We start from the raw sequence: 25,550 nt of genomic DNA on the forward strand, positions 1-25,550 counted from the left end.
AAAAAGCGCCCCAATCCGCCAAAATTCTCATTCCCCAGAGGAAATCCCGATGTCCCTGTCCGCCCTCGAATCCACCATCAACAGCGCCTTCGACGCGCGTGACGGCATCTCGACCTCGACCAAGGGCGAGGTGCGCGAGGCCGTGGACCAGGCGCTGGAGATCCTGGACAAGGGCGAGGCACGGGTCGCCGAGCGCGGGGCCGATGGCAAGTGGAAGGTCAATCAATGGCTGAAGAAGGCCGTGCTGCTGTCCTTCCGCCTCAACGACATGGGTGTCATTCCCGGCGGTTCCGGCAAGGCGACCTGGTGGGACAAGGTGCCCTCGAAGTTCGAGGGCTGGGGCGAGAACCGTTTTCGCGATGCCGGCTTTCGCGCGGTGCCGGGTTCGGTGGTGCGCCGCTCGGCCTTCATTGCCAAGAACGTCGTGCTGATGCCGTCCTTCGTCAATCTCGGCGCCTATGTCGATGAGAGCACCATGGTCGACACCTGGGCGACCGTCGGCTCCTGCGCGCAGATCGGCAAGCGCGTGCACATCTCCGGCGGCGCCGGCATCGGCGGCGTGCTCGAGCCGCTGCAGGCCGAGCCCGTCATCATCGAGGACGACTGCTTCATCGGCGCGCGCAGCGAAGTCGCCGAAGGCGTGATCGTGCGCAAGGGCGCGGTGCTGGCGATGGGCGTGTTCCTGGGCGCCTCGACCAAGATCGTCGACCGCGAGACCGGCGAGATCTTCATCGGCGAGGTGCCGGAATATTCGGTGGTGGTGCCCGGCGCGCTGCCCGGCAAGCCGATGAAGAACGGCCAGATCGGCCCAAGCACGGCCTGCGCCGTGATCGTCAAGCGCGTCGACGAGCGCACGCGCTCGAAGACCAGCATCAACGAGCTGCTGCGGGATTGATCGGCGCCACCAGCGCCATTCCCTTACCGTCACCCTGAGGTGGCCGCCCCTTCGGCGGCCCTCGAAGGGCGACGGCCCGGCTGCCGCCACATCCCGGCCGCCCATCCTTCGAGGCTCCCGGCGCGATGCTTTGCATCGCGCCACTCGCACCTCCAGCGACAGCGGCTTCGCCGCTGCGCGGGGATGACGGGTTTGCTACCGTATCGAACCCTCCTTCTCCCCATCGCGACCAATCACCGGACGGCCTCCGCTGCCCGGAACCTTCGCCATGGACTGGACCTGGTATCTTTTTCGCTTCGACGGCCGCATCAATCGCGCCTTGCTGTGGCAGGCGCTGCTGATCGTCGCGTTGCTGGCGGCCCTGCTCGGGGTGATCGGTCAGGTGATCCACCTCATCAACGCCGAGGGGGCGTTGAAGCTATCCCTGAAACTCGATTTCGACTTCGGCCTCGACGACCTCTTCAAGCTGGTCGATCCCCGGGCCTATCGCTCGCTGGCGCCCGTTGATCGCACCAACCTGATCCTGAAGGCGTTCGGCTTGTCGCTGTTCCTCTGGATCTATCTCGCGACGGCGATCAAGCGGCTGCATGATCGCGACAGGAGTGGCTGGTGGCTCGTTCCGTTCTTCTTCCTGCCCGGCCTGTACAACCAGTTCTCGGACCTGCTGCCGAACTCCACCTGGATGCTTCCGTTCTGGCTGGTCGCGTCCATCCCGTGGCTGTGGGGGTTTGTCGAGATGTTCATCGTATCAGGCAGCGTCGGCGATAACCGGTTCGGTCCTGATCCATTGGCCAAGACCGAGGACGGCTCGTCCCCTGCAAAAAGCTGGGACCAGCAAAGCGAGCTCGAATTGGTGCCGCCCAGCGCTAGCCCACCCGGCGGCATGCATGTTAAGCGGGGCGCATGACCGATGCTCTCTCGATTGCCCGCGATCTCATCCGCTGCCCCTCGGTAACCCCGGCCGATGCCGGTGCGCTGGGCGTGCTTGAGAAAGCCCTCAACGCTGCCGGCTTCACTTGCCACCGCGTGACCTTCAGCGAAGCAGGCACAGCCGACGTCGACAATCTCTATGCGCGGATCGGCACTGAGGGCCCGCACATCACCTTCGCCGGCCACACCGACGTGGTGCCGCCCGGCGACGAGAACGCCTGGAGCGTCGGCGCATTCTCGGGCGAGGTGAAGGACGGCTTTTTGCACGGCCGCGGCGCGGTCGACATGAAGGGCGGCATCGCCTGCTCGGTGGCAGCCGTGCTCGAGCATCTCGCCGCCAATGGCGGCGCGCCGCGCGCCGATGGAAAGGGCTCGATCTCGTTCCTGATCACGGGCGACGAGGAAGACGTCTCGGTCAACGGCACCATCAAGCTGTTGAAATGGGCCGCGGAGCGCGGCGAAAAATTCGACCATTGCGTGCTCGGCGAGCCCTCCAATGTCGAGACGCTCGGCGACACCATCAAGGTCGGCCGGCGCGGCTCGCAATCGGGCACGCTGTTCGTCGACGGCGTGCAAGGCCATGTCGCCTACCCGCACCGCGCCGCCAATCCGGTGCCTGACATTTCGCGGCTGATCGTGGCGATCAGTGACGAGCCGCTCGACCATGGCAGTGCGCAGTTCCAGGCCTCCAATCTCGAATTCACCTCGGTGGACGTCGGCAACAAGGCCAACAACGTCATCCCCGGCGAGGCGCGCGCAAAATTCAACATCCGCTACAATGACAACCACACCCAGGCATCCTTGCGCGAGCTGGTCGAGACGCGCCTGACGAAAGCCTGCGGCAACCGCATCAAGGCTCGCATCGTCTGGGAGCCCTCGAACTCGAATGTGTTCGTGACCAAGCCCGGCCCGTTCACCGATCTTGCGGTGTCGGCGATCGAAGAGGTGACGGGGCGCAAGCCGGAACTATCGACCTCAGGCGGCACCTCGGACGCGCGCTTCATCTCGAGCTATTGCCCGGTGATCGAGTTCGGCCTGGTCGGCCAGACCATGCACCAAGTCGACGAGCGCGTGCCGGTGGTGGATCTGGAGAAGCTGACGCAGGTGTATCGGGGGATTTTGGCGCGGTATTTTGGGTAGGGCGCTAATCGCCGCCCAACCCACCGCCGTCATGCCCGGGCTTGTCCCGGGCATCCACGTTCTTCGGCGCTCCTGACAAGAAAGATCGTGGATGGCCGGGACGAGCCCGGCCATGACGATGTGGCGAGAGCTCGGCACGACTTATTGAACAATCGTCTCGTACAGATCCTTCCATTCGGGATTATCCCTGAGGATCAACCTCACCTTCCACGTCCGCGACCAATGCTTGATGTTGTGCTCGCGCTGGATAGCGGTTTGGATATCCTCATAGCGCTCGAAATAGACCAGCAGCTTGACGCCGTACTTCTTGGTGAAGCCGGGAACGAGTCCGTTTCGATGCTCATAGATGCGGCGAATAATGTCGCTCCTCACACCGACATACAAAATGCCGTTTGGCGCGCTCGCCAGGATGTAGACCCATCCACCATGCATGGTTGCATGTTGGCGCACGTGGATGGCCGGGACAAGCCCGGCCATGACGTCTGTGGCGGCAGCGGGCGCTAGTAATCCACCTTCATCAGATACAGCCCGTCAGGCGGCGCGACGATGCCGCACGCCGCGCGGTTGCGGGCTTCGAGCGCTGCGGTGAGATCGTCCGCGGTCCAGCGGCCCTCGCCGACCCAGACCAGCGATCCCACCATCGAGCGCACCTGGCTGTGCAGGAACGAGCGCGCCGAGGTGAGAATCGTGATCTCGCGGCCGTCGCGGTGCACGTCGAGCTGGTCGAGCGTTTTCTCCGGCGACTTGGCCTGGCACTCGGTGTCGCGAAACGTCGTGAAATCGTGCTTGCCAAGCAGGCGTTGTGCCGCCGCATGCATCGCATCGGCATCGAGCCGGCGCGGCACGCGCCAGGCGTGACCGATATCAAGCGCGAGATTGGCGCGGGTGTTGACGACACGGTAGCGGTAGTGCCGCTTCACGGCCGAGAAGCGTGCCTCGAAGGTGTCAAGGACGATCTCGGCCTCCAGCACCGCGATCGGATGCGGGCGCAGATGCGCGTTCAGTCCGTCGCGAAACCGGCCCGGCGGAAACTGCTTGTCGATGTCGACATGCGCGACCTGGCCGCGCGCATGCACGCCGGCATCGGTGCGGCCCGCACCGTGCACGCGCAGATCCGCGCCGGTCATCGCCTTCACCGCCGCTTCGAGCGCGCCCTGCACGGAAGGCAGCGTGTCCTGCACCTGCCAGCCGAAGAACGGCGCGCCGTCATATTCGATGGTGAGCTTGTAGCGGGGCATCAGGCCAGCCGCATCGGCGGCTTCACAGGCACGCCGCGCAGGAAGTCCGTGGCCTGCATCCGCGCCTTGCCCTCGCGCTGAAGCTCGAGGATGCGGATCGCGCCCTCACCGCAGGCAATCGTGAGCTGGTCGTCGAGCACCTCTCCGGGTGCACCGGAGCCCTTCGCCAGCTCGCAGCGCAGGATTTTTACGCGCGCATTCTCAAGCTCTGCCCAGGCGCCGGGAAACGGCGACAGGCCGTGGATGTGGCGCAGCACAGCGCGCGCCGGCCTGGACCAGTCGATCCGCGCTTCGGCCTTGTCGATCTTGGCGGCGTAGGTGACGCCATCCTCGCTCTGCTTCTTGAGCTGGAGCCCGCCGCGGGCGAGCGCGGCCATCGCGCGCACCATCAGATCGGCACCGATCCGGGAGAGGCGGTCATGCAGATCGACCGCGGTCATGTTGTCGGGAATCGCGATGCGCTCGGCCATGGCGACGTCACCGGTGTCGAGACCGACATCCATCTTCATCACCATGACGCCGCTCTCCGCATCGCCTTCCATGATCGCGCGGTTGATCGGCGCGGCGCCGCGCCAGCGCGGCAGCAGCGAAGCGTGCAGATTGTAACAGCCGAGCTTTGGCGCATCGAGGATCGCCTGCGGCAGGATCATGCCGTAGGCGACGACGACGGCGGCATCCGCATCAAAGGCACGAAACTCGTCGAGCGCTTCGGGCGGCTTCAACGACTTCGGCGTCAGCACGGGCACGCCGAGCTTTCGCGCGGCTTCCTCGACCGGAGTCGGCTGCAATTGCAGGCCGCGCCGTCCGCCGGGCTTGGGCGCGCGGGTATAGACCGCCGCGATCTCGTGGCCGTGCGAGACCAGCTCGAGCAGCGTCGGCACGGAGAAATCGGGCGTACCCATGAAGATCAGGCGGAGAGACATATGACGAGACAATCCTCGGGAACGAGCAAGTTACTCGTCATGGCCGGGCTTGTCCCGGCCATCCACGTTCTCGCTGCTCGCGGCGGCAAAGAACGTGGATGCCCGGCACAAGGCCGGGCATGACGGCGGAGGACGTGGCTACTCCGCGCGCTTGGCGGCTTTCTCGAACTTCTTGATCACGCGGTCGCGCTTGAGTTTTGACAGATAGTCGACGAACAGCACGCCGTTGAGATGGTCGATCTCGTGCTGGATGCAGGTGGCGTAGAGGCCTTCGGCGTCCTCCTCGTGCACCTTGCCGTCGAGGTCGGTGAAGCGCACCCGCACCTTCGCGGGCCTTTCGACCTCCTCGTAATATTCGGGAATCGAGAGGCAGCCTTCCTCGTAGACCGACAGATCCTCGGAGGATGCGATGATTTCAGGGTTGATGAAGACACGCGGCTCCGGCTTTGTCTCGCCGTCCGGGTCAGGCTTGGCGAGGTCCATGGTGATCAGCCGCAAGGGCTGCGCGATCTGGATCGCCGCGAGCCCGATGCCGGGCGCGTCGTACATGGTCTCGAACATGTCGTCAGCAAGCTTGCGGATCTCCGTCGTGACCTTCTCGATCGGCTTGGAGACCAGACGCAGCTGCTTGTCGGGCAGGATGATGATTTCTCTGAGGGCCATGGCCGCGATTTAAGCCGCATGCCGGATGCGGTCAATGCGGCGAGGAACTCCGTTAACCCTCCGCTAACCATAAAACTTCAGGTTTCGTTAACCATAAAAATTAGGGGGCTATTAACCATAAGCGTTCGCTATTCGTTCGCGGAGGGTGTCGAATCGGCTACAAGGGCCGCCATGAACGAGATCATTTTCCTGGCTGGCGACTGGCCGGTCCGCACGATCGATGCGCTGATCGGCTTCGGCGCCCTCGTCGTCATCCTGCTGCTGGTGATCGCGGTCGTGATCGCGCGATCCGGGCGGCGCGGCGCGGAACTCGCCATGGCCAATGCCATCCGCGCGGACGAGCTCGAGGAGCGCCTCAGCCAGGTGCTGCACGCCCAGAGCGAGGCTGCCGGCCGAGCCGACGCCATGACCCAGGCGCTGGCCGGCCGCCAGGCTGACATGGCGCGCGCGGTCAACGAGCGGCTGGATTCGGTGACCCATCGGGTCGGCCAATCCATGGAACACTCGACCCGCAACACCATGGAGAGCCTGCGCGCCCTGCACGAGCGGCTCGGCATCATCGACAACGCGCACAAGAACCTCACCGACCTCACCACGCAGGTGACGACCCTGCGCGACGTGCTCGCCAACAAGCAGTCGCGCGGCGCCTTCGGCCAGGCAAGGATGGAGGCGATCGTCCAGGACGGCTTGCCGAAGGGCGCCTACGAGTTCCAGTTCACGCTCTCGACGGGAAAGCGGCCGGACTGCGTGGTGTTCCTGCCCGACCAGCGCCCGCTCTGCATCGACGCAAAATTTCCGCTGGAGGCGATGACCGCGCTGCACGACGCCCGCACCGACGAGGAGAAGCGCATCGCCACGCAGCGGCTGCGCGGCGACGTGATGAAGCATGTCAGCGACATTGCCGACAAATATCTCGTCGCCGGCGAGACCCAGGAGATGGCGCTGATGTTCGTGCCGTCGGAATCGGTCTACGCCGAGATCCATGACGGTTTCGACGACGTGATCCAGAAGGCCTATCGCGCCCGCGTCGTGCTGGTGTCGCCTTCGCTGCTGATGCTCGCGATCCAGGTGATGCAGCAGATCATGAAAGACGCGCGCATGCGCGACGCCGCCGACCAGATCCGCACCGAGGTGATCAAGCTCGGCGACGATTTGGGACGCCTGCGCGACCGCGTGCTGAAATTGCAGAAGCATTTTGCCGACGCCAACGAGGACGTGCGGCAGGTGCTGATCTCCGCCGACAAGATCGAGAAGCGCGCCGGGCGAATCGAGGAGCTCGATTTCAGCAAGACCGATGCGCCGGAGGGGCCGCATCTGGTGGCAACCGGTGCCGCGGAGCTGTTCCCGAGGAAGCTCCAGGCGGGGGAGTGAGTTTTGAGGCACACTGTCGTCGCCCGGCTTGACCGGGCGACGACACCTCACTTGTGGCAGCCAGAATCTGCTAACACCTCCCCATGACCGCACCCGACGCGACCTCCCCTGCCAGCCCCGACACGGCCCCCACGTCCTGGCGCGATGGCCTGGCCGTGTACCTGCAACCGCGGGTGCTGATCGTGCTGTTCCTCGGCTTCTCGTCCGGGCTGCCGCTGGCGCTGTCGGGCTCGACGCTGCTGGTGTGGATGCGCGAGGCCGGGGTCGACCTCAAGACCATCGGGCTGTTTGCGCTGGTCGGCACGCCCTACACGCTGAAATTCCTGTGGGCGCCGCTGGTGGATGCGCTGCATGTGCCGCTGTTCACTCGCGCGTTCGGGCGGCGGCGCGGTTGGCTGCTGTTCTCGCAATTGCTGCTGATCATCGCGATCCTGCTGCTGGCGCTTACCGATCCCGCGCGCTCGCCGTTCTACGTCGCGCTCGGCGCGCTGCTGGTCGCGACGACGTCCTCGACGCAGGACATCGTGGTCGACGCGTTCCGCGTCGAGAGCCTGCCGGAGAGCGAGCAGGCTGCCGGAATGGCTTCCTACGTCGCGGCCTACCGCATCGGCATGCTGGTTTCGACCGCGGGCGCGCTGTTCATCGTGTCCGGCTTCGAGGGCACCGGCATTCCGCGCGCGTCGGCCTGGATGTGGGGCTACGTGGTGATGGCGGCGATGGTGCTGATCGGCACGATCACCGCGCTGGCCGCGACAGAGCCCGAGCAATCGGTGCGGGCGGAAGCCGCGACACAAACCGAGACGGCGTTCGCGCGCGTGCTGCACGCGGCGATCGGAGCCTTCTCGGAATTCCTGTCGCGCAAGGATGCGCTCGCCGCGCTCGCCTTCGTCGTGCTGTTCAAGTTCACCGACGCCTTCTCCGGCACCATGACCGCGCCGTTCGTGATCGACCTCGGCTTTTCCCGCAACGATTATGCGGCGATCGTGAAGGGCGTTGGTCTCGCGGCAACGCTGATCGGCGGCTTTGCCGGCGGCTTCCTCGCGCGGCGCTATTCGCTCGCGACCAGCCTGTGGATCGGCGGCGTGGTGCAGGCGCTCGCCAATCTCTCCTTCTCCTGGCTGGCATTCGTCGGCACCAGCCAATGGGCGCTGGCCTTTGCCATCACCTGCGAGAACTTTACCAGCGCCATCGGCACCGTGATCTTCGTCGCCTATCTCTCCGCGCTGTGTCAGAATCCGCTGCACACGGCGACGCAATACGCGCTGCTCACCGCGCTCGCCGCGGTCGGGCGCACATATCTGTCAGCGAGTGCGGGCTTCGTGGCGGACACGACGGGCTGGCCGCTGTTCTTCGTGATCTGCGTGCTGGTGGCGATCCCGAGCCTGGTGCTACTGGCCTGGCTGCAGAAGCGCGGGCACTTTGAGGCGCTGGGGCCGGTGAGGGTTTAAACTCGGCACGCGCCACGCCCGCGATGCCGTAGGGTGGGCAAAGCGAAGCGTGCCCACCACCTGAATCGTCGCCGGGAGAATGGTGGGCACGGCGCTTTGCGCCTTTGCCCACCCTACGGTAGCTCGGCTGGAGCCGCGCCCCCTACTGCTTCTTGATCAGGCTCCACTTCGTGATCACGGCTTCGCTCATCTGGCCGGGATCGCTGGCGCAGGCGACTTCGTCGACCTTGACCGAGATCGCCTTGCCGACGAAGGATTTCAGCTGCGTGGCCTGCGCGTCGCTCGAAGTGACGAGCTGGAACGTCTCAGGACCGGTCTCGAGATTGCACAGCCCGTTCGGCGCCGGCAGTCGACGCGGCTCCGAGGTGATCTGGTACATCGCAATCCGCTTGCCGGCATTTTTGATGTCGCGCACCTTCATTGCGTTCAATTCGCCCGAGAGCACCTCGCCGGCACTGATCGGCTTGCCGGGCTTCGGCGGCGGCGGCGCCCCGTCGTCCTGCTGCGCGGAGATGGCCGGGGTCGCCAGCATTATCATCGTCGCGACCAAAGCCGATCGTGTGGCGAAAAGTTTCGTCATGTCGTCCGTTCCGTAAGTCTGGATGGCTAGAACAGGGTCCGCTGCCGCATCGCGGCCGATAGCGTACCTTCGTCGAGATAATCAAGCTCGCCACCGACCGGCACACCATGGGCCAGGCGGGTTACTTTTACGTTGGCGTCCTGAAGCAGGTCGGTGATGTAGTGCGCCGTGGTCTGGCCGTCGACCGTCGCGTTCAGCGCCAGGATGATCTCATGCACCTCGGCAGCATGCGCGCGCGCCACCAGCGCGTCGATGGTGAGGTCCTGCGGCCCGACGCCGTCGAGCGGCGACAAGGTCGCGCCGAGCACATGATAGCGCCCCTGGGTCGCATTGGCCCGTTCCAGCGCCCAGAGATCGGCGACATCGGCGACGACGACGATGATTGCATCATCGCGCTTCGGATCGGTACAGACCGTGCAGGGATTTTGCGTGTCGATGTTGCCGCAGGTCTTGCAGACCTGGACCTTGTCGAGCGCGACCTGCAGGGCCGAGGACAGCGGCATCATCAGCGCTTCGCGCTTCTTGATCAGATGCAGCGCCGCACGCCGCGCGGAGCGCGGGCCCAAGCCCGGCAGCCGTGCGAGGAGCTGGACCAGCCGCTCGATTTCGGGACCTGCAACCGAACCCATCTTATTGGCCGAACATACCCGGCGGCAGGCTGAGCCCGCCCGTGAGCGCCTGCATCTTCTCCTGCACGGCCGTCTCGGCCTTGCGGCGGGCATCGCCGAGGGCGGTGACGAGCAGGTCCTCGAGCACCTCGCGCTCTTCCGGCTTCATCAGCGAAGGATCGATCTTGATGCCCTTCACGTCCATCTTCGCGGTCATGCGCACGGCGACGAGACCGCCGCCGGAGATGCCTTCGACCTCGACGTTGGAGAGCTGATCCTGCATCTCCTGCATCTTGGATTGCAGCTGCTGCGCCTGCTTCATCATGCCGAAAATATCGACCATCGGTGCTGTCCTTGGTTGGCGCGATGACTCGTCATCGCGCCTTAACTTTTGGTTTGAGCCTGATCTAATCGGAAAACCGCTTCACACTTTGCGCTACGCGGCCCTTCGGGTCCGGATCATGCTCTAGAGATCGTCGCCGTCGGAACCATCGGGCGGATCGTCACTGCCATAGTCCGCATTCATATTGGTTTCCGGCGCCTCGGGGGCAAGCCTGCGGACCTCGACGACCTTCGCACCGGGAAAAAGCGACAGCACCTCCTGCACGCGCGGATCGGCTTCGGCGGAGCGCGCATGTTCCTGCTTCGCCGCGTGGTTCACCGAACGCAGCGTCGGCTGGCCCTGCTCGTTGGAGACGATCACGGTCCAGCGCCGGCCGGTCCAGAGCTCGAATTTTCGCGCGAGCTCGGAGATCATGGTTTTGGAGGCGTTGGGCTCGAGCGCGACTTCCAGCCGGCCCTCCTCGAAACGAACGAGGCGCATGTCGCCTTCGAGCGCGGCCTTGGTCATGAGATCGCGCTTCTGCCCGGCGACTGCGACGAGCTGGGTGAAGCTCGTGATGCGCAGCTGGGGCGCGGCCCCTTGCGGATCCGGCGCGGGCGCCGCCATCTGCGGCCGGGCGGCGCCGCCGCCGAACGCGGACGGTGACGAGGTCGGTGCGCGCATGGGTGCAGCCGAAGCAATCGGCGCCGCGGAGGCCACCGGCGCACCCGGCGTGCCGCTGCGCGCGGCGCTTTCGCCGCCCACGACCGGCGAGCCGCCGCCGTTCTGCTCCAGCATCCTGAGCGCTTCGTCCGGCGTCGGCAGGTCGGCGACATAGGCGATGCGCACCAGCACCATCTCGGCGGCCGCTGCCGGGCGCGTCGCGGCCTGCACCTCGGTGATGCCCTTGAGCAGCATCTGCCACATCCGCGACAGTACGCGCATCGAGATCTTCGAGGCAAAATCCCGCGCGCGCACGCGCTCGGTCTCGCCATAGGCGACGTTGTCGGCGGTCGCCGGCACGATCTTCACGCGGGTGACGAAATTGACGAACTCGGCAAGGTCCGACAGCACGACGATCGGATCGGCGCCGACGTCGTACTGGTCGCGGAACTCCTTGAAAGCGGCAGCGATGTCGCCGCGCGCCAGCGAATCGAAGAGGTCTATGACGCGGGTGCGATCGGCGAGCCCCAGCATCTGCCTGACCGCATCCGCCTTCACGGTGCCCGCCGCGTGCGCGATCGCCTGGTCGAGCAGCGACAGAGAGTCGCGCACCGAGCCTTCCGCGGCGCGCGCGATGATGCCGAGCGCCTCGGGCTCGATCTCGACGTTCTCCTTGGCCGCGATATTGGCGAGGTGCTTCATCAGCACGTCGGCCTCGACCCCGGCGCAGGTCAAAACGCTGGCAGCGCGACAGCACGGTGACCGGAACCTTGCGGATCTCGGTGGTCGCGAACACGAATTTGGCGTGCTCCGGCGGTTCCTCCAGCGTCTTCAGGAAGGCGTTGAACGCCGCCGTCGACAGCATGTGGACTTCGTCGATAATGTAGACCTTGTAGCGGGCGCTGGCCGGCGCGTAGCGCACGCTGTCATTGATCTGGCGGACGTCGTCGACGCCGGTGTGCGAGGCCGCGTCCATCTCCAGCACGTCCATGTGCCGGCTTTCCATGATCGCCTGGCAATGCACCCCTAACGTCGGCATGTGGATGGTCGGGCCCTTCACCGATCCATCCGGCATCTCATAGTTGAGCGCACGGGCCAGAATACGCGCGGTGGTGGTCTTGCCGACGCCGCGGACGCCGGTGAGGATCCAGGCCTGCGGAATGCGCCCGGTCTCGAACGCGTTCGAGACGGTGCGGACCACAGCCTCCTGGCCGATCAGGTCGTCAAAGCTGGAGGGCCGGTATTTGCGCGCCAGCACCCGGTAGGGCGTGGTGGCCTGGCCGGCGCTGTCGGGGTTGGGAGGGGCGCCAGCGTCGGTCATCGGTCGATCCGCAATGGAATGTCTTTCGCCCGGCTTTTGCGGAAAGGAGCGCGCTGGCGGGAAGCCCGCCGGCGCAATTCGCTCGGAAAAACAGGTAGGAGACTGACGAGCGACCCGATCCGGACCTCGTTAGGGCTGCTTCCTTCCGGACCTGACCCGGTTGGCGAGTGGCTCGTCCACCGCCAATCTCCCGGTCCCTATTTGGGGCCAAAAGGTCGGGAAAGCAAGCGGGTATCCGTGGGTCCCGCACACCCCGCTGGGCGGCCCCCGCCGGCCCATTTGGACGCGGAAGCCGGCTCAGTGCTGGCGAGCTGGAACCTCCGTGATTCGCGCAAACCGCTTGCGATACTCGGCGGGCGTCACGCCGACGTGACGATTGAACGCGCGACGCAGCGTATCGGCGTCCGCGAAGCCACAATGAAGCGCGACCTGCTTCGGGGCTTCATTGCCAAACTCGAGCAGCCGCCTCGCCGCATTGACGCGGGCTTCCTCGACCCAGGTCGCAGGCGTGACGCCCACCTCGGCGCGGAACAGCCGTGCAAAGTGCCTCGGGCTGAGCTCCATGCGCGTCGCCAGGCTCGCAACGCTGTGGTCGAGCCCGGGATTGGCGGCGACCCAGCGCTGCAGCTCCTGCAGCGCGGCGCGGCCGGCGGGAACAGCCTCGCCCTTGCGGGTGAACTGCATCTGCCCACCCGGACGCTTGAAGAACATCACGAGCTGGCTTGCGACCTTCATGGCCGTATCGCGCCCGAGATCTTCCTCGACCAGTGCCAGCGCCAGATCGAGCCCTGCGGTCACGCCGGCGGCCGTGCGGAGCTTGCCGTCGGTGACGTAGATGGCATCCTTGTCCACGGTGACCGACGGGAATTTGCTGGCCAGCATGTCTGCGACCGCCCAATGCGTCGTGACCCGCCTGCCATCAAGGAGACCGGCGGCGGCAAGGAAGAAGGCCCCGCTGCACACCGAGCCGAATCTGCGGGTCCGCGAAGCCCGCCGCCGCAGCCAGTCGATCACGCTCCCATCCGCCGGGACTTCGGCCGCGTTCGGGCATCCCGCCACCAGCAAGGTGTCGATCGGCTCCTGGAAGTCGCGGTCGACGATTCGGTCGGGCATCAGCTGGATACCTGAGGAACTGCGGATCGGCCCCGGCTCCGCGCCCGCCACGAACAAGGCATAGGCGGGATAGCCGGCCTGGTTGTTCGCCTCAGCGAACACATCGAGCGGCCCTGCGACATCGAGCAGCTGCACGCCTGGCAGTGCCACGATCACAACCGTCCTTGGTTTCGGCTTTGCGCCCATGTCCGCCTCGATCCGGATTTGTCCGTTTTTGACGTGTTACGTTGATTTAAGACAACGTAGCTCGGATTTACAGTAAACGCGATCCAAAATTTCAGGAGCTGCTCATGTCAGAAATCACCGAGGCCGCCGTCATTCCCGACAGCAAGCTGGCGCGTGCCATCACCGAATACATCCGCGACACCGAAACGGATTTGCTCTTCAACCATTCCAGCCGCGTCTACCAGTTCGGCACGATGGCCGGCGTCCGCCGCGGGCTGACATTCGACCGCGAGCTGCTTTACGCCGGCGCCATGTTTCACGACATCGGCCTGATGCCGGGCCATGGCAGCCAGCACGAGCGGTTCGAGGTCGACGGCGCGCACGCCGCGCGCGACTTCCTGCGCAGCCACGGCATTTCGGAAGCCGACGCCTACACGGTCTGGACCGCGATCGCCCTGCACACCACGCCGGGCGTTCCCCAGCACATGCACCCCGTCGTCGCGCTGGTGACCGCGGGCGTCGAGATGGACGTGCTCGGGCTCACCTACGACGAATATTCCGACGCGGAGCGCGAGGCGGTCGTGAAGGCGTTTCCGCGCACGCCGCACTTCAAGGAAGACATCATCCAGGCCTTCTACGACGGCATCAAGCATCGGCCCGATACGACGTTCGGCAACGTCAAGGCCGACGTCATCGCCGACAAGGAGCCGCATTTCCATCGCGGCAATTTCTGCAGCGTCATCCGCAACTCGCATTGGCACGGCTGACCGGCGTTCGCGCAAGGACAGTGCGATCTCGAAATCGACTGCTGTGGACCCATGCGAGCCTGAGATTTCGCACGCGGGCCGCAATAGCCAATGACCCCATATTCAGGAGCATCCCATGGCCGATGAGCCGAAACGTTTGACCCATGCGACGGGCGCGCCCGTCAGCGATAACCTCAACATCATGACCGCGGGCCGCCGCGGGCCCGCATTGTTGCAGGATGTCTGGCTGATCGAGAAGCTGGCTCACTTCGATCGCGAGGTGATTCCCGAGCGACGCATGCACGCCAAGGGATCCGGCGCCTTCGGGACCTTCACGGTCACCCATGACATCTCCCGCTACAGCAAGGCCAGGATCTTCTCGGAGATCGGCAAGGTCACGCCGATGTTCGCGCGCATCTCGACGGTGGCCGGCGAGCGCGGCGCAGCCGACGCCGAACGCGACATCCGCGGCTTTGCGCTGAAGTTCTACACCGAGGAAGGCAATTGGGACATGGTGGGCAACAACACGCCCGTGTTCTTCTTCCGCGATCCCTTGCGCTTTCCCGACCTCAATCATGCGATCAAGCGCGATCCCCGAACCGGAATGCGCAGCGCCGACAACAATTGGGATTTCTGGACGTTGTTGCCGGAGGCTCTGCACCAGGTCACCATCGTGATGAGCGAGCGCGGCCTTCCCAGAAGCTTCAGGCACATGCATGGCTTCGGCAGCCATACCTACAGCTTCATCAATGCCGCCAACGAGCGGACCTGGGTGAAGTTTCACTTCCGGACGCAGCAGGGCATCGAAAACCTGACCGACGCCGAGGCCGAAGCCCTCATCGGCAAGGACCGCGAGACTCACCAGCGCGACCTGTTCGAGAGCATCGAATGCGGCGATTTCCCGCGCTGGACGATGTTCTTGCAGACCATGACCGACGATCAGGCCAAGGCGTTTGCCTTCAACCCGTTCGACCTGACCAAGATCTGGCCGAAGGCGGACTTTCCACTGATCGAGGTCGGCTATTTCGAGCTGAACCGCAATCCGGAAAACGTCTTCGCCGAGGTCGAACAGGCATCCTTCTCGCCGGCCCATGTCGTTCCCGGCATCGGCTTCTCGCCCGACAAGATGCTGCAGGCGAGGCTGTTCTCCTACGGGGACGCGGCGCGCTATCGCCTCGGCGTCAACCATCATCTGATCCCGGTCAACGCGCCGAAATGCCCGTATCACAGCTACCATCGCGATGGCGCAATGCGGACCGACGGCAATCTCGGGAGGACGCCGACCTATTTCCCGAACAGCGGTGGCGAGTGGACGGACCAGCCCGATCTCAACGAGCCGCCGCTCGAGATCGATGGTGCAGCCGCACATTGGGATCACCGCATCGACGACGATCACTATCGGCAGCCCGGCGACCTCTTTCGCAAGATGAACGCAGCCCAGCGGCAGGCCTTGTTCGACAACACGGCGCGTGCTGTCGGCGCCGCTGCCATCCCGATCCAGGAACGGCACATCGCCAACTGCGCCAAGGCCGATCCCGCCTATGGCGCGGGCGTCCGCGACGCGCTGACGCGCCTCGCGACCGTTCGTGCCAAGGGAACGGAAAAGGCCGCAGAATAGGGTCGGTCGATCCGCACCGAGCTCTCGCCGTCTTCGGCGAACGGCGCCGACAGGGCGCCGTTCGCATTTTTAAAGCGAACCGCCGAAACCTATCAATTTTCTCGCGAAAATAGCTCGAGCCGACGCGCCCGCCGGCCGGTGCTGTAGCGCATCGCCGCGGCATTTTTGCCGCGAAGCACAGACGCCGCAATTCGCCTCCGAATGCGTCAAGCCGATAGGCTCCCTGCCTATCTTCGAGGCCCCGCACATCTCTGAGGCAATCGAGTCTTGACAGGGCCCGCCCGGCAGCGCCTTTCTATGAAATCCTGCCGGAACCGAAACAAAGGGTGCGCGAAAATCCGATCCTGAGCATTCTTCAGCCGGCTGACGCCGATTGATGGGCGAATTTTTCGCGCGAGATCAACCACACACCTTCATCCAACCAGAAAAGCGATTCCTCAAAATGGTTACACGTCGTGATGTCGCATCGATTGTCGGACTTGGCGCGATGGCTGCGGCCACGCTGGCCTCACCGGCCGTGGCGCAGACCGCAGCGGATCCCAGCGAATCGACCTTTGCCCGCATTCGCCGCACCAAGAAGATGCGGATCGGCGCGGTCGGCGGCGGCGCGCCCTATTACATGAAGGACCTCGCCAGCGGCCAGTGGAAGGGCTTCTATGTCGACATCGCCAAGGCGCTCGCCGACGACATGGAGGCTGAACTCGAGATCACCGAGACCACCTGGGGCAATTCGGTGCTCGATCTGCAGTCCAACAAGATCGACATCTTCTTCGGCCTCAACCCGACCCCGAAGCGCGCGCTGGTGGTCGACTTCTCGGTGCCGGTCTTCAACAACGCCTTCGGCATCCTCTGCAAGAAGGACTTCAAGCCGAAGAGCTGGGCCGAGCTGAACTCGCCCGACGTCAAGATCGCCGTCGACCAGGGCTCGTCCCACGACCAGGTCGTCAGCCGCCTGACGCCGAAGGCGCAGATCTCGCGACTGAAGACCGCCGACGATGCCACCGCCGCGCTGCAAACCGGCCGCGTCGACGCACAGTGCCTGATCACCATGCTGTCGCTGACCGTGCTGAAGAAGAATCCCTCGCTCGGCCAGTTCGTGCTGCCGACGCCGATCTTCGCCACCACGTCGAATGCCGGCTTCCGCCGCGAGAACGACAAGACCTTCCGCGACTACGTCAACACCTGGATCGACTTCAACAAGGGCCTCGGCTTCATCCGCAACGCGATCATCACCAACATGGAGCTGGTGGGCGTGACCGAAGCGGACATTCCGCCGGGCGTTTCGCTGTAAGGTGTGATGAGCACCTGAAGTATCCACATCGTCATGGCCGGGCTTGTCCCGGCCATCCACGTCTGACCCGCGGCACCAAGAACGTGGATGCCCGGGACATAGGCAAGCGGAAGCGACGCCGTCCTTCGGACGGCTACGCCCGGGCATGACGACGAATTTCTGGGCGACATCGGGTACGAGTAAGAACACGCATGTATCAGTGGGACTTCGGCATCCTCTGGAGCTATCGCTGGCTCTTTCTCAACGGGCTCGGCGTCACCGTCGGCTTCACCGTGGTCATCGTCGTGCTCGGTCTCGTCTTCGGCCTGTTCGGCGCGTTCGGCAGCCTGTCGCGCTTCAAGGCGGTGCGTCTGATCGCCCTCACCTTCATCGAGGCGTTCCGCTGCACGCCGATCCTGGTGCAGCTGATCTGGTTCTATTACGCGCTGCCGATCCTGGCCGGCGTCGAGATGACGCCGATCACGGCCTCGGCGCTCGCGCTCTCGCTCTATGGCGGCTCGTTCTATTCCGAGATCATCCGCGGCGGCATCATCTCGATCGACAAGGGCCAGTCCGAAGCCGGCGCCGCGCTCGGCATGACACCGGGCCAGAGCATGCGGCGCATCGTGCTGCCGCAGGCGATCAAGCGCATGATCCCGGCGCTGATGAACCAGTCGATCATCCAGTTCAAGAACACCTCGCTGGTTTCGGTGCTCGCCGTGCCCGACCTCGTCTACCAGAGCCAGGTCGCCGCCCATGACAGCTACCGGCCGCTGGAGACCTACACCGCGGTCGCGGTCGCCTATGCGGCGATCCTGATTCCCCTGACCATCATCGTCCGCCGCGGCGAGAAGCGACTGGCGGTCAGCGAATGAGCGAGCCATCCAAGAACGCTTCGAAGATCGAGATCCGCAGCCTGCGCAAGAGCTTTGGCAGCAACGAGGTTTTGAAGAACATCAGCCTCGACGTGGTCAAGGGGGGCGTGGTGGCGCTGATCGGCCCATCCGGCTCCGGCAAGTCGACACTGCTCCGCTGCATCAATCTGCTGGTCGTACCCGACGGCGGCAGCGTCCGCGTCGGCGACACAAGCTTCCAATTCGGCGAAGGCGCGAGGCTTCCGGACGTGAAGACACTCGCAAAATTCCGCACCACCACCGGCATGGTGTTCCAGCATTTTAACCTGTTCCCGCACATGACGACGCTTCAGAACGTCATGGAGGGACCGGTCACGGTGCGCCGCATGGCCAAGGCGGACGCCGAGAAGCTCGCGCGGGCGCAACTTGCCAAGGTGGGCCTCGCGGAGAAGGCCGACCAATATCCGGCGACGCTGTCCGGCGGGCAAAAGCAGCGCGTCGCGATCGCGCGTGCGCTCGCGATGGAGCCGGACGTGATGCTGTTCGACGAGGCCACCTCGGCGCTCGATCCCGAGCTCGTCGGCGAGGTGCTCGCCGTCATGCAGCGGCTGGCCTCGGAAGGCATGACCATGGTGATCGTCACCCATGAGATCGCCTTCGCCCGCGAAGTCGCCGACCGCCTCATCTTCATGCGCGACGGCGTCGTGGTCGAGGAAGGTCCGGCGCGGCAGGTGATCGACAATCCGCAGCAAGCCGCGACGCGCGCCTTCCTCAGCCATTTCCACCGCACCGGCGCGTTGCCGCCGGCCAACGTAGCACCGTGATGCCTGATATCGATCGCACCTATCTCGTCACCGGTGCCGCCAGCGGCATCGGCCGCGCCACCGCAAAACTGCTCGCGGCCCCCGGCACCGCGCTTCTGCTCCACACCCGCTCGAACGTGGAAGGTCTCGATGCCACCGCGGCCGAAGCCGAAGCGAAAGGCGCCGCGGTGGCAAAATGCCTCGGCGATCTCGCCGAGGAAGCAGTCGTCACCGACGCCGCCGCCGCCGCGCAACGCGCTTTCGGACGGCTCGATGGATTGATCCTGGTCGGCGGTCATGCCCGTCGCGGCAGCGCGATCGGCACGCCGGCGGATCAGTTCCGGCAGGCGATGGACGAATCGGCGCTGGCGTTCACGCGGCTGGTCGACGCCGCGCTGCCGCTGCTGCGTGACGGGCGCGATGCGCGGATCGTGGCGGTGTCCTCTTTCGTCGCGCATGCGATCCGGCCGGAATTCGCACCGTTTGCCGCAACGGCGGCAAGCCGCTCCGCGCTCGAAGCGCTGGTGCGTCTCACCGCGATCGAGCTCGCCAAAGACGGCATCACCGTCAATGCGGTGTCACCCGGCCTCATCATCAAGGACAAGCCGAGCGAGAGCCGGCTCTCGCCCGAGCAGATCGCCACCACCGAGGCACTGATCCCGATGCGCCGTCGCGGGCGGCCGGAAGAAGTGGCCGAGATCATCGTCTTCCTGGCATCACCGAAGGCGTCCTACGTCACCGGCCAGGTCTGGCACGTCAATGGAGGCCTGACATGACCGAAGCAACCATCGAACGCATCAGGCTGTTCCTGATCGAGAGCCCGATCAAGATGGCGCGCCTCCAAGGCGTCGGCAACGTCAAGGGCACGGTGAAGCGCGTGCTGATCGAGCTCACCGCGAGCGACGGCGTGATCGGCTGGGGCGAGGCGGCACCGTGGGAAGTGTTCACGGGAACGCCGGAAGCGGCCTTCTCCGCGCTCGACATCTATCTGCGGCCGATCGTGCTCGGCAAACCCGTGCGCCGCATTCGCGCGCTGATGGCCGAGCTCGACCGTACGCTGGTCGGTCATGCCGAGGCCAAGGTCGGAATCGAGATGGCGCTGCTCGACATCGTCGGCAAGTCGTCAGGATTATCGGTCGCCGACCTGCTCGGCGGCCGCGTGCGCGACACGATTCCCCTCTCCTTCTCCATCGCCGATCCCGATTTCGCCGCCGATCTCGAACGCATGCGAAAAATGGTTCCGGACGGCAACGTCATCTACAAGGTCAAGACCGGCGTAAAACCGCATCGCGAGGACCTCGATCATCTCGAAGCGATCCGCAAGGAATTCGGCGACAAGGTCGACCTGCGCGTCGATTACAACCAGGCGCTGGCGCCGTTCGGCGCGATCAAGATTTTGCGCGATGTCGAAGAGTTTGCGCCGACCTTCATCGAACAGCCGGTGCCGCGCAAATATCTCGACGTGATGGCGCAGCTCACCGCGGCGCTGGAAACACCCGTTCTCGCCGACGAAAGCTGCTTCGACCGCCGCGACATGATGGAGGTGGTGCGCCGCGAGGCGGCCGATGCCGTCTCGATCAAGCTGATGAAAGCCGGCGGCCTGTTCGAGGCGCAGGCGATCATGGCGATCGCCGACATCGCCGGCCTGCCCGGCTATGGCGGCACGCTGTGGGAGGGCGGCATCGGGCTTGCCGCCGGGACGCAGCTGATCGCGGCAACGCCGGGCATCTCGCTCGGCTGCGAATTCTACATGCCGCATCACGTGCTGACCGAGGACGTGCTGGAAGAGCGCGTTGCCAACCGAGCCGGCCATGTCGTGGTGCCCGACGGCCCGGGCCTCGGCATCCGCGTCAGCGAGGCCTCCGTCCGCGCCAATGCGCGGGTGCTTGCGGAGGCGTAATTCCGCCATTCCGGGGCGCGCGCAGCGCGAGCCCGGAATCCATAGCCACAGGAAGTGGTTGTCGCGCGAGCTGGTCACCACGCATCTTCGCCAAACTTCTCCCTGTGGTTATGGGTCCCGGGCTCGCGCTTTGCGCGCCCCGGGACGACAGCGGAGCATGCCGCCCCCGCGGCCCCTAACCTTCCCCTCAGGGACTCCCTATCGTATGGTCCGGCCAAACACGCCCGCCCCATCGGGCTATCCGGAAACGCATATGTCTGATCCCGCCTGGTCGCTGCACTCCCGCCTGAAAGAGGACACCATCGACATCGGCGACCTGCCGCTGTCGAAGGTCCTGGTCATCAAGGACGCGCATTATCCCTGGCTGCTGCTGGTGCCGCGGCGGCCCGATGCGGTCGAGATCATCGATCTCGACGAGGTGGAGCAGGCGCAACTCATGACGGAGATCTCCCGCGTCTCGCGCGCGCTGAAAGAGATCACCAAATGCGACAAGCTCAATGTCGCCGCGCTCGGCAACCTCGTGCCGCAGCTTCATGTCCACATCATCGCACGCCGGACCAGCGACGCTGCATGGCCGCGGCCGGTCTGGGGCGTGATGAAGCCCTTGGCGCATGACGCCACCGAGGTGCAGACTTTCATCAGCGCGCTTCGCCGCAAGATCTGGTTGGGTTGAGAACAAGAAATGTCAGCATTCGACTCGTTTCCGCTGGGACAGCCGGCTTTCGTCACCAACATCCTCGATCGCGCCGCGCATCTGCGCCGCGACGACGAGAAGCTGTTCGCGATGGAGCAGAAGCCATCGTCACGCGCCTATGTCGTCTACCGCGACTCGCTGCTGGTGAAGCGCGAGGGCGACAAGGCGCGCGCGCTGCTGGGAGTAGACGAGGCGCTGAAATGCGGCGCCAACCCCGGCACGATCTTCTTAGGGTTGCGCGACGGCGCCGCGGTGTTCGGCATGGGGATGTCGCAGGCGGCGGCCGAGAAGCTGATCGGCCGCGAGGACTACACCGTCACCGAGCTGCGCGGCATGGCGATGCAGGGCGCGATTCCGCCCGACGAGCTCTCGGCGATCGCGATGGCGAAGTCGATGGTGAGCTGGCACCAGCGCCATGGCTATTGCGCCAATTGCGGCACGCGGAGCGCGATGAAGGAAGGCGGCTGGAAGCGCGAGTGCCCTGCTTGCAAGGCCGAGCATTTTCCGCGCACCGATCCCGTCGTGATCATGCTGGTCGCCTCGGGCGAGAAGTGCCTGCTCGGCCGCCAGAAGCAGTTTCCGCCGGGCATGTATTCCTGCCTCGCCGGCTTCGTCGAGGTCGCCGAGACCATCGAGGACGCGGTACGCCGGGAAATCCTCGAAGAATCCGGAATCCGCTGCACCGACGTGCAGTATTACATGACGCAGCCTTGGCCCTATCCATCGTCGCTGATGATCGGCTGCAGCGCGCGGGCGCTCAACGAGGACGTCGTCGTCGATCATTCCGAGCTAGAGGACGCGCGCTGGTTCACCCGCGAGGAGGCCGCGCTGATGCTGACGCGGACGCATCCGGACGGGCTCGCCGGCCCGCATCCGTTCGCGATCGCCCACCACCTGCTCGGCCGCTGGGTGCACGACAAGACCGGCGCGTAAGCTGGGGCCGCCGGTGGCCACATCACGGACCGCGCCACACACCCTTTGCATCGGCATTCCCGTGCGCGACCTCACCTTTCGCGTCGAGGCCGTGCCCGCGCGCGGCAGCAAGGCCAACGCCACGCATCTCGCCGAGATCTGCGGCGGCAACGCGCTCAATGCTGCGATCGCCATCGCGCGGCTCGGTGGCCGGGTCTCCTTCGCAGGACCGATGGGTGATGCACGGGAAGCGTCGAGCGGCTTCATTCTCGAACAGATGGCCAGTGAAGGCATCGACACGACGCACGTCGTGCGCATGCCCGGCCTGACCACGCCGGTCTCCGCGATCCTGATCGAGCCCTCGGGCGAGCGGACGCTGACGATCTATCGCGATCCCGCTCTGTGGGGCGTGAAGCTGCCAGACGGTGACGCACTGCTCGCCGATTGCCGGGCGGTCCTCGTCGAGAGCCGCTGCGGCGCCCTTTGTATCGATCTCTGCGCCGAGGCGCGACGACGCGGCATTCCCGTCATCGTCGGCGTCGATCGCGCGATGTCGTTGCAGGACGGCCTGCTCACGGCCGCCTCGCACCTGCTGTTCGCCAGCGACCAGGTGCAGGAGACGGCCGGTGTCGCCGATGACGGCGAGGCATTGAAGCGCCTGGCAGGGCTGACGCCGGCCTTCCTCGCCGCCACGCGCGGCCCGCGTGGCACGATCTGGCTGGACGAGGCGGGCGAGCTGGAGGAGACACCGGCCTTCCCGGTTCAGGCGGTCGATACGCTCGGGGCCGGCGACGTCTTCCATGGCGCCTTCACGCTTCGCCTCGCCGAGGGCGAGGAGGTGCGGGAGGCGCTGCGATTCGCCGCGGCCGCCGCAGCGCTGAAATGCACCCGCCACGGTGGCGGCATGGCCGCCCCACAACGCGTTGAAGTTGAAGAGCTTTTGCGAGGCCGACTCTAGAGCGGTTCCACCACGGAGCCGAGATTATGGGCTTGCCGTGGAAAGATTTTCTCTATATCAGGGAAATCAGCCCCTGAAATGGAACAAAGTTCTTCAAATGACTGACCTCGCCGTGCAACTCCCCGAGACCAGCCGCCGCCTCGATGCCATCGACCGCAAGATTCTGATGGTGCTCCAGGAGGATGCCTCCCTCTCCGTCGCCGAGATCGGCGACCGCGTCGGGCTGTCCTCGACCCCCTGCTGGAAGCGCATCCAGCGCCTCGAGGCCGACGGCGTGATCCTGAAGCGGGTCGCCCTGGTCGACCAGAACAAGATCGGGCTCGGCATCTCCGTGTTCGTGTCAGTCGAGAGCGCCGACCATTCGGACGCCTGGCTGAAGAAGTTCGCCGAGGCCGTGAGTGCCATGCCCGAGGTGATGGAATTTTACCGCATGGCCGGCGACGTCGACTACATGCTGCGCGTCGTGGTCGCCGACATGCAGGCCTATGACGTGTTCTACAAGAAGCTGATCAGCGCCGTGCCGCTGAAGAACGTCACCTCGCGCTTCGCGATGGAGAAGATCAAGTCGGTCACCGCGCTGCCGATCCCGGCGGTGGTGGCGGCTTAGAGGCTTAGTTCTCAGGTCTCACCACAAGGAAGCTGTCATCGCCCGGCCTTGACCGGGCGATCCAGTATTCCAGAGGCGGCGATTGGATACGGAGAAGCTGCGGCGTACTGGATGCCCCGGTCAAGCCGGGGCATGACAGCGGAGATTTGCTGCGCGGGTTGTGCTCCCTGATGCCCCTCAAATCGTCTGATTGTACGCGCCGACTTCGGGATGCGTGCGGAGCACGCTGTTCACCATCTCGAACATGTCGTGCATGCGCTGCTCGGAGACCGGGCTCTCGACCACGACGACGAGCTCGGGCTTGTTGGAGGACGCGCGCACCAAGCCCCAGCTGCCGTCCTCGACCGTGACGCGTACGCCGTTGACGGTGACGAGATCGCGGATCGCCTGGCCGCCGATCTTGGCGCCCTTGGCCTGCAAGCCTTCAAAATGCTTCACCACCTGGTCGATGACGCCGTACTTGGTCTCGTCGGCGCAATGCGGTGACATGGTCGGCGACGACCAGGTTTTCGGCAGCGCGTTCTTCAGATCGGCCATCGACTTGCCCGGCGCGCGGTCGAGCATGTCGCAGATCGCGAGCGCCGACACCAGGCCGTCGTCATAGCCGCGTCCATACGGCTTGTTGAAGAAGAAGTGGCCGGACTTCTCGAAGCCCGCGAGCGCACCCGTCTCGTAGGTGCGGCGCTTCATGTAGGAATGGCCGGTCTTCCAATAGGCGACCTTCGCGCCCTGCTTCTGCAGCACGGGATCGGTGACGAACAGGGCCGGTCGACTTCACATCGACGATGAAATGTGCGTCCTTGTGGATCGCCGACATGTCGCGGGCCAGCATCACGCCGACCTTGTCGGCGAAGATTTCCTCGCCGGTGTTGTCGACGACACCGCAGCGATCGCCGTCACCGTCGAAGCCGAGACCGACATCGGCCTTGTGATGCAGCACCGCGTCGCGGATCGCGTGCAGCATTTCCATGTCTTCCGGGTTCGGATTGTATTTCGGAAAGGTGTGGTCGAGCTCGGTGTCGAGCGGGATCACCTCGCAGCCGATCGCCTCCAGCACCTGCGGCGCGAACGCGCCGGCCGTGCCGTTGCCGCAGGCGGCGACGACCTTGAGCTTGCGGGTCAGCTTCGGACGGCCGGTGAGATCGGCGATGTAGCGCGCCGGATAATTCTCGTGGAACTGGTAGGAGCCGCCGGCCTCGTTCTTGAATTCGGCGTTGAGCACGATCTCCTTCAGCCGCGTCATCTCGTCGGGGCCGAAGGTCAACGGGCGGTTGGCGCCCATCTTCACGCCGGTCCAGCCATTGTCGTTGTGCGAGGCCGTGACCATGGCGCAGCAGGGCACGTCGAGATCGAACTGCGCGAAATAGGCCATCGGCGTCACCGCGAGCCCGATGTCGTGCACCTTGCAGCCCGCAGCCATCAGGCCGGAAATCAGCGCATATTTGATCGAGGCCGAATAGCCGCGGAAATCATGGCCGGTGACGATCTCCTGCTTGACGCCGAGCTCCGCAATCAGCGCGCCCAGCCCCATGCCGAGCGCCTGGATCCCCATCAGGTTGATTTCCTTCTGGAACAACCAGCGCGCGTCGTATTCGCGAAAACCCGTGGCCTTCACCATCGGCTCGGATTCGAAGGCATAGGTGTTGGGCAACAAGACGGATTTCGGCTTGGGGAACATTGAGACGGTCTCGTGAAAATGGCGGGAATTGATGCAGCCTTAGCGAATGCCGGGCCGCAGCGGAAGGCGGGAATGGCAGCTTATGGCTTATAATTGCGGCAGTTTGGTAACGGGAAAACGCGGCCCGGCG

24 protein-coding genes, 1 other RNA gene and 2 pseudogenes are annotated in these 25,550 nt (G+C 65.1%); 16 read left to right on the forward strand and 11 right to left on the reverse strand.

Going from position 1 to position 25,550, the window contains the following annotated elements:
- The first annotated feature begins 49 nt into the window (after window positions 1–49).
- From dapD to dapE, 3 genes are all read left to right on the forward strand, one after another.
- Window positions 50–895: a 2,3,4,5-tetrahydropyridine-2,6-dicarboxylate N-succinyltransferase gene (dapD, locus tag ACVJ5M_RS01295; protein ID WP_063979813.1), complete on the forward strand. Its 846-nt coding sequence runs from the start codon at window positions 50–52 to the stop codon at window positions 893–895.
- A 268-nt stretch (window positions 896–1,163) separates the two neighbouring features.
- Window positions 1,164–1,802: a DUF805 domain-containing protein gene (locus tag ACVJ5M_RS01300; protein ID WP_063979814.1), complete on the forward strand. Its 639-nt coding sequence runs from the start codon at window positions 1,164–1,166 to the stop codon at window positions 1,800–1,802.
- A complete protein-coding gene (gene dapE, locus ACVJ5M_RS01305; RefSeq protein WP_063979815.1) occupies window positions 1,799–2,965 on the forward strand; it encodes a succinyl-diaminopimelate desuccinylase in 1,167 nt (388 codons plus the stop codon). The genes ACVJ5M_RS01300 and dapE overlap by 4 nt, the downstream gene beginning before the upstream one ends.
- A gap of 141 nt (window positions 2,966–3,106) precedes the next feature.
- Here dapE and ACVJ5M_RS01310 read toward each other — a convergent pair whose 3' ends face one another.
- The 4 genes from ACVJ5M_RS01310 to def all read right to left on the reverse strand — a co-directional run bounded on the left by ACVJ5M_RS01310 (window position 3,107) and on the right by def (window position 5,789).
- Window positions 3,107–3,442, reverse strand: coding sequence for a GIY-YIG nuclease family protein (locus tag ACVJ5M_RS01310; RefSeq protein WP_354099461.1), 336 nt, complete (start codon window positions 3,440–3,442; stop codon window positions 3,107–3,109).
- Between the two features lie 23 nt (window positions 3,443–3,465).
- Window positions 3,466–4,203 carry a tRNA pseudouridine(38-40) synthase TruA gene (gene truA, locus ACVJ5M_RS01315; RefSeq protein ID WP_231143687.1) on the reverse strand — a complete coding sequence of 246 codons (738 nt, stop codon included), beginning with the start codon at window positions 4,201–4,203 and terminating at the stop codon, window positions 3,466–3,468.
- A complete protein-coding gene (gene fmt, locus ACVJ5M_RS01320) occupies window positions 4,203–5,126 on the reverse strand; it encodes a methionyl-tRNA formyltransferase (RefSeq protein WP_063979818.1) in 924 nt (307 codons plus the stop codon). Before fmt ends, truA begins: the two co-directional genes overlap by 1 nt.
- A 138-nt stretch (window positions 5,127–5,264) precedes the next feature.
- Window positions 5,265–5,789: a peptide deformylase gene (def, locus tag ACVJ5M_RS01325; protein WP_063979819.1), complete on the reverse strand. Its 525-nt coding sequence runs from the start codon at window positions 5,787–5,789 to the stop codon at window positions 5,265–5,267.
- Window positions 5,790–5,960: 171 nt separating this feature from the next.
- On the opposite strand from def, the gene ACVJ5M_RS01330 reads away from it, so the two are divergent.
- Both ACVJ5M_RS01330 and ACVJ5M_RS01335 read left to right on the forward strand, forming a co-directional pair.
- Window positions 5,961–7,160 carry a DNA recombination protein RmuC gene (locus tag ACVJ5M_RS01330; protein WP_063979820.1) on the forward strand — a complete coding sequence of 400 codons (1,200 nt, stop codon included), beginning with the start codon at window positions 5,961–5,963 and terminating at the stop codon, window positions 7,158–7,160.
- 83 nt (window positions 7,161–7,243) lie between these two features.
- Window positions 7,244–8,608 (forward strand): AmpG family muropeptide MFS transporter, encoded by a 1,365-nt coding sequence (locus ACVJ5M_RS01335; RefSeq protein ID WP_063979821.1) that lies wholly within the window; start codon window positions 7,244–7,246, stop codon window positions 8,606–8,608.
- Between the two features lie 142 nt (window positions 8,609–8,750).
- Here ACVJ5M_RS01335 and ACVJ5M_RS01340 read toward each other — a convergent pair whose 3' ends face one another.
- The 6 genes and pseudogenes from ACVJ5M_RS01340 to ACVJ5M_RS01365 form a co-directional block, all read right to left on the reverse strand.
- Window positions 8,751–9,188, reverse strand: coding sequence for a hypothetical protein (locus tag ACVJ5M_RS01340; protein WP_063979822.1), 438 nt, complete (start codon window positions 9,186–9,188; stop codon window positions 8,751–8,753).
- Between the two features lie 26 nt (window positions 9,189–9,214).
- A complete protein-coding gene (recR, locus tag ACVJ5M_RS01345) occupies window positions 9,215–9,817 on the reverse strand; it encodes a recombination mediator RecR (protein ID WP_063979823.1) in 603 nt (200 codons plus the stop codon).
- A 1-nt stretch (window position 9,818) separates the two neighbouring features.
- Window positions 9,819–10,139: a YbaB/EbfC family nucleoid-associated protein gene (locus tag ACVJ5M_RS01350; protein ID WP_028148995.1), complete on the reverse strand. Its 321-nt coding sequence runs from the start codon at window positions 10,137–10,139 to the stop codon at window positions 9,819–9,821.
- 123 nt (window positions 10,140–10,262) lie between these two features.
- A pseudogene (locus ACVJ5M_RS01355) lies at window positions 10,263–12,102 on the reverse strand (DNA polymerase III subunit gamma/tau).
- 94 nt (window positions 12,103–12,196) lie between these two features.
- An RNA gene (gene ffs / locus ACVJ5M_RS01360) (signal recognition particle sRNA small type) lies at window positions 12,197–12,293 on the reverse strand.
- Between the two features lie 106 nt (window positions 12,294–12,399).
- Window positions 12,400–13,401: a GlxA family transcriptional regulator gene (locus ACVJ5M_RS01365; RefSeq protein WP_063985915.1), complete on the reverse strand. Its 1,002-nt coding sequence runs from the start codon at window positions 13,399–13,401 to the stop codon at window positions 12,400–12,402.
- Between the two features lie 104 nt (window positions 13,402–13,505).
- Here ACVJ5M_RS01365 and ACVJ5M_RS01370 point away from each other — a divergent pair, with 104 nt between their 5' ends.
- The 11 genes from ACVJ5M_RS01370 to ACVJ5M_RS01420 all read left to right on the forward strand — a co-directional run bounded on the left by ACVJ5M_RS01370 (window position 13,506) and on the right by ACVJ5M_RS01420 (window position 23,742).
- Entirely contained in the window at window positions 13,506–14,147 is a 642-nt protein-coding gene (locus tag ACVJ5M_RS01370) for an HD domain-containing protein (RefSeq protein WP_071909180.1), read from the forward strand.
- A gap of 115 nt (window positions 14,148–14,262) precedes the next feature.
- The gene (locus ACVJ5M_RS01375) at window positions 14,263–15,744 is read left to right on the forward strand and encodes a catalase (protein ID WP_354097270.1); all 1,482 of its coding nucleotides are present in this window, start codon (window positions 14,263–14,265) and stop codon (window positions 15,742–15,744) included.
- Between the two features lie 442 nt (window positions 15,745–16,186).
- Complete coding sequence (locus ACVJ5M_RS01380) at window positions 16,187–17,035, forward strand: transporter substrate-binding domain-containing protein (protein ID WP_063979827.1); 849 nt, start codon at window positions 16,187–16,189, stop codon at window positions 17,033–17,035.
- Window positions 17,036–17,226: 191 nt separating this feature from the next.
- Window positions 17,227–17,889: an amino acid ABC transporter permease gene (locus ACVJ5M_RS01385; RefSeq protein WP_063979828.1), complete on the forward strand. Its 663-nt coding sequence runs from the start codon at window positions 17,227–17,229 to the stop codon at window positions 17,887–17,889.
- Window positions 17,886–18,692 (forward strand): amino acid ABC transporter ATP-binding protein, encoded by an 807-nt coding sequence (locus tag ACVJ5M_RS01390; RefSeq protein WP_063979829.1) that lies wholly within the window; start codon window positions 17,886–17,888, stop codon window positions 18,690–18,692. The genes ACVJ5M_RS01385 and ACVJ5M_RS01390 overlap by 4 nt, the downstream gene beginning before the upstream one ends.
- The gene (locus ACVJ5M_RS01395; protein WP_063979830.1) at window positions 18,692–19,447 is read left to right on the forward strand and encodes an SDR family NAD(P)-dependent oxidoreductase; all 756 of its coding nucleotides are present in this window, start codon (window positions 18,692–18,694) and stop codon (window positions 19,445–19,447) included. The genes ACVJ5M_RS01390 and ACVJ5M_RS01395 overlap by 1 nt, the downstream gene beginning before the upstream one ends.
- A complete protein-coding gene (locus tag ACVJ5M_RS01400) occupies window positions 19,444–20,571 on the forward strand; it encodes a muconate cycloisomerase family protein (RefSeq protein WP_063979831.1) in 1,128 nt (375 codons plus the stop codon). The genes ACVJ5M_RS01395 and ACVJ5M_RS01400 overlap by 4 nt, the downstream gene beginning before the upstream one ends.
- A 253-nt stretch (window positions 20,572–20,824) precedes the next feature.
- A complete protein-coding gene (locus tag ACVJ5M_RS01405; protein ID WP_063979832.1) occupies window positions 20,825–21,244 on the forward strand; it encodes an HIT domain-containing protein in 420 nt (139 codons plus the stop codon).
- Between the two features lie 9 nt (window positions 21,245–21,253).
- Window positions 21,254–22,198: an NAD(+) diphosphatase gene (gene nudC, locus ACVJ5M_RS01410; RefSeq protein ID WP_063979833.1), complete on the forward strand. Its 945-nt coding sequence runs from the start codon at window positions 21,254–21,256 to the stop codon at window positions 22,196–22,198.
- 13 nt (window positions 22,199–22,211) lie between these two features.
- Window positions 22,212–23,135: a sugar kinase gene (locus tag ACVJ5M_RS01415; RefSeq protein WP_231143690.1), complete on the forward strand. Its 924-nt coding sequence runs from the start codon at window positions 22,212–22,214 to the stop codon at window positions 23,133–23,135.
- Window positions 23,136–23,232: 97 nt separating this feature from the next.
- Window positions 23,233–23,742 carry an Lrp/AsnC family transcriptional regulator gene (locus ACVJ5M_RS01420; protein WP_014491365.1) on the forward strand — a complete coding sequence of 170 codons (510 nt, stop codon included), beginning with the start codon at window positions 23,233–23,235 and terminating at the stop codon, window positions 23,740–23,742.
- Between the two features lie 177 nt (window positions 23,743–23,919).
- Here ACVJ5M_RS01420 and ACVJ5M_RS01425 read toward each other — a convergent pair.
- Window positions 23,920–25,420: pseudogene (locus tag ACVJ5M_RS01425) on the reverse strand (phosphomannomutase/phosphoglucomutase).
- Between the last annotated feature and the right edge of the window lie 130 nt (window positions 25,421–25,550).

Source organism: Bradyrhizobium sp. S3.7.6 (assembly GCF_054061875.1).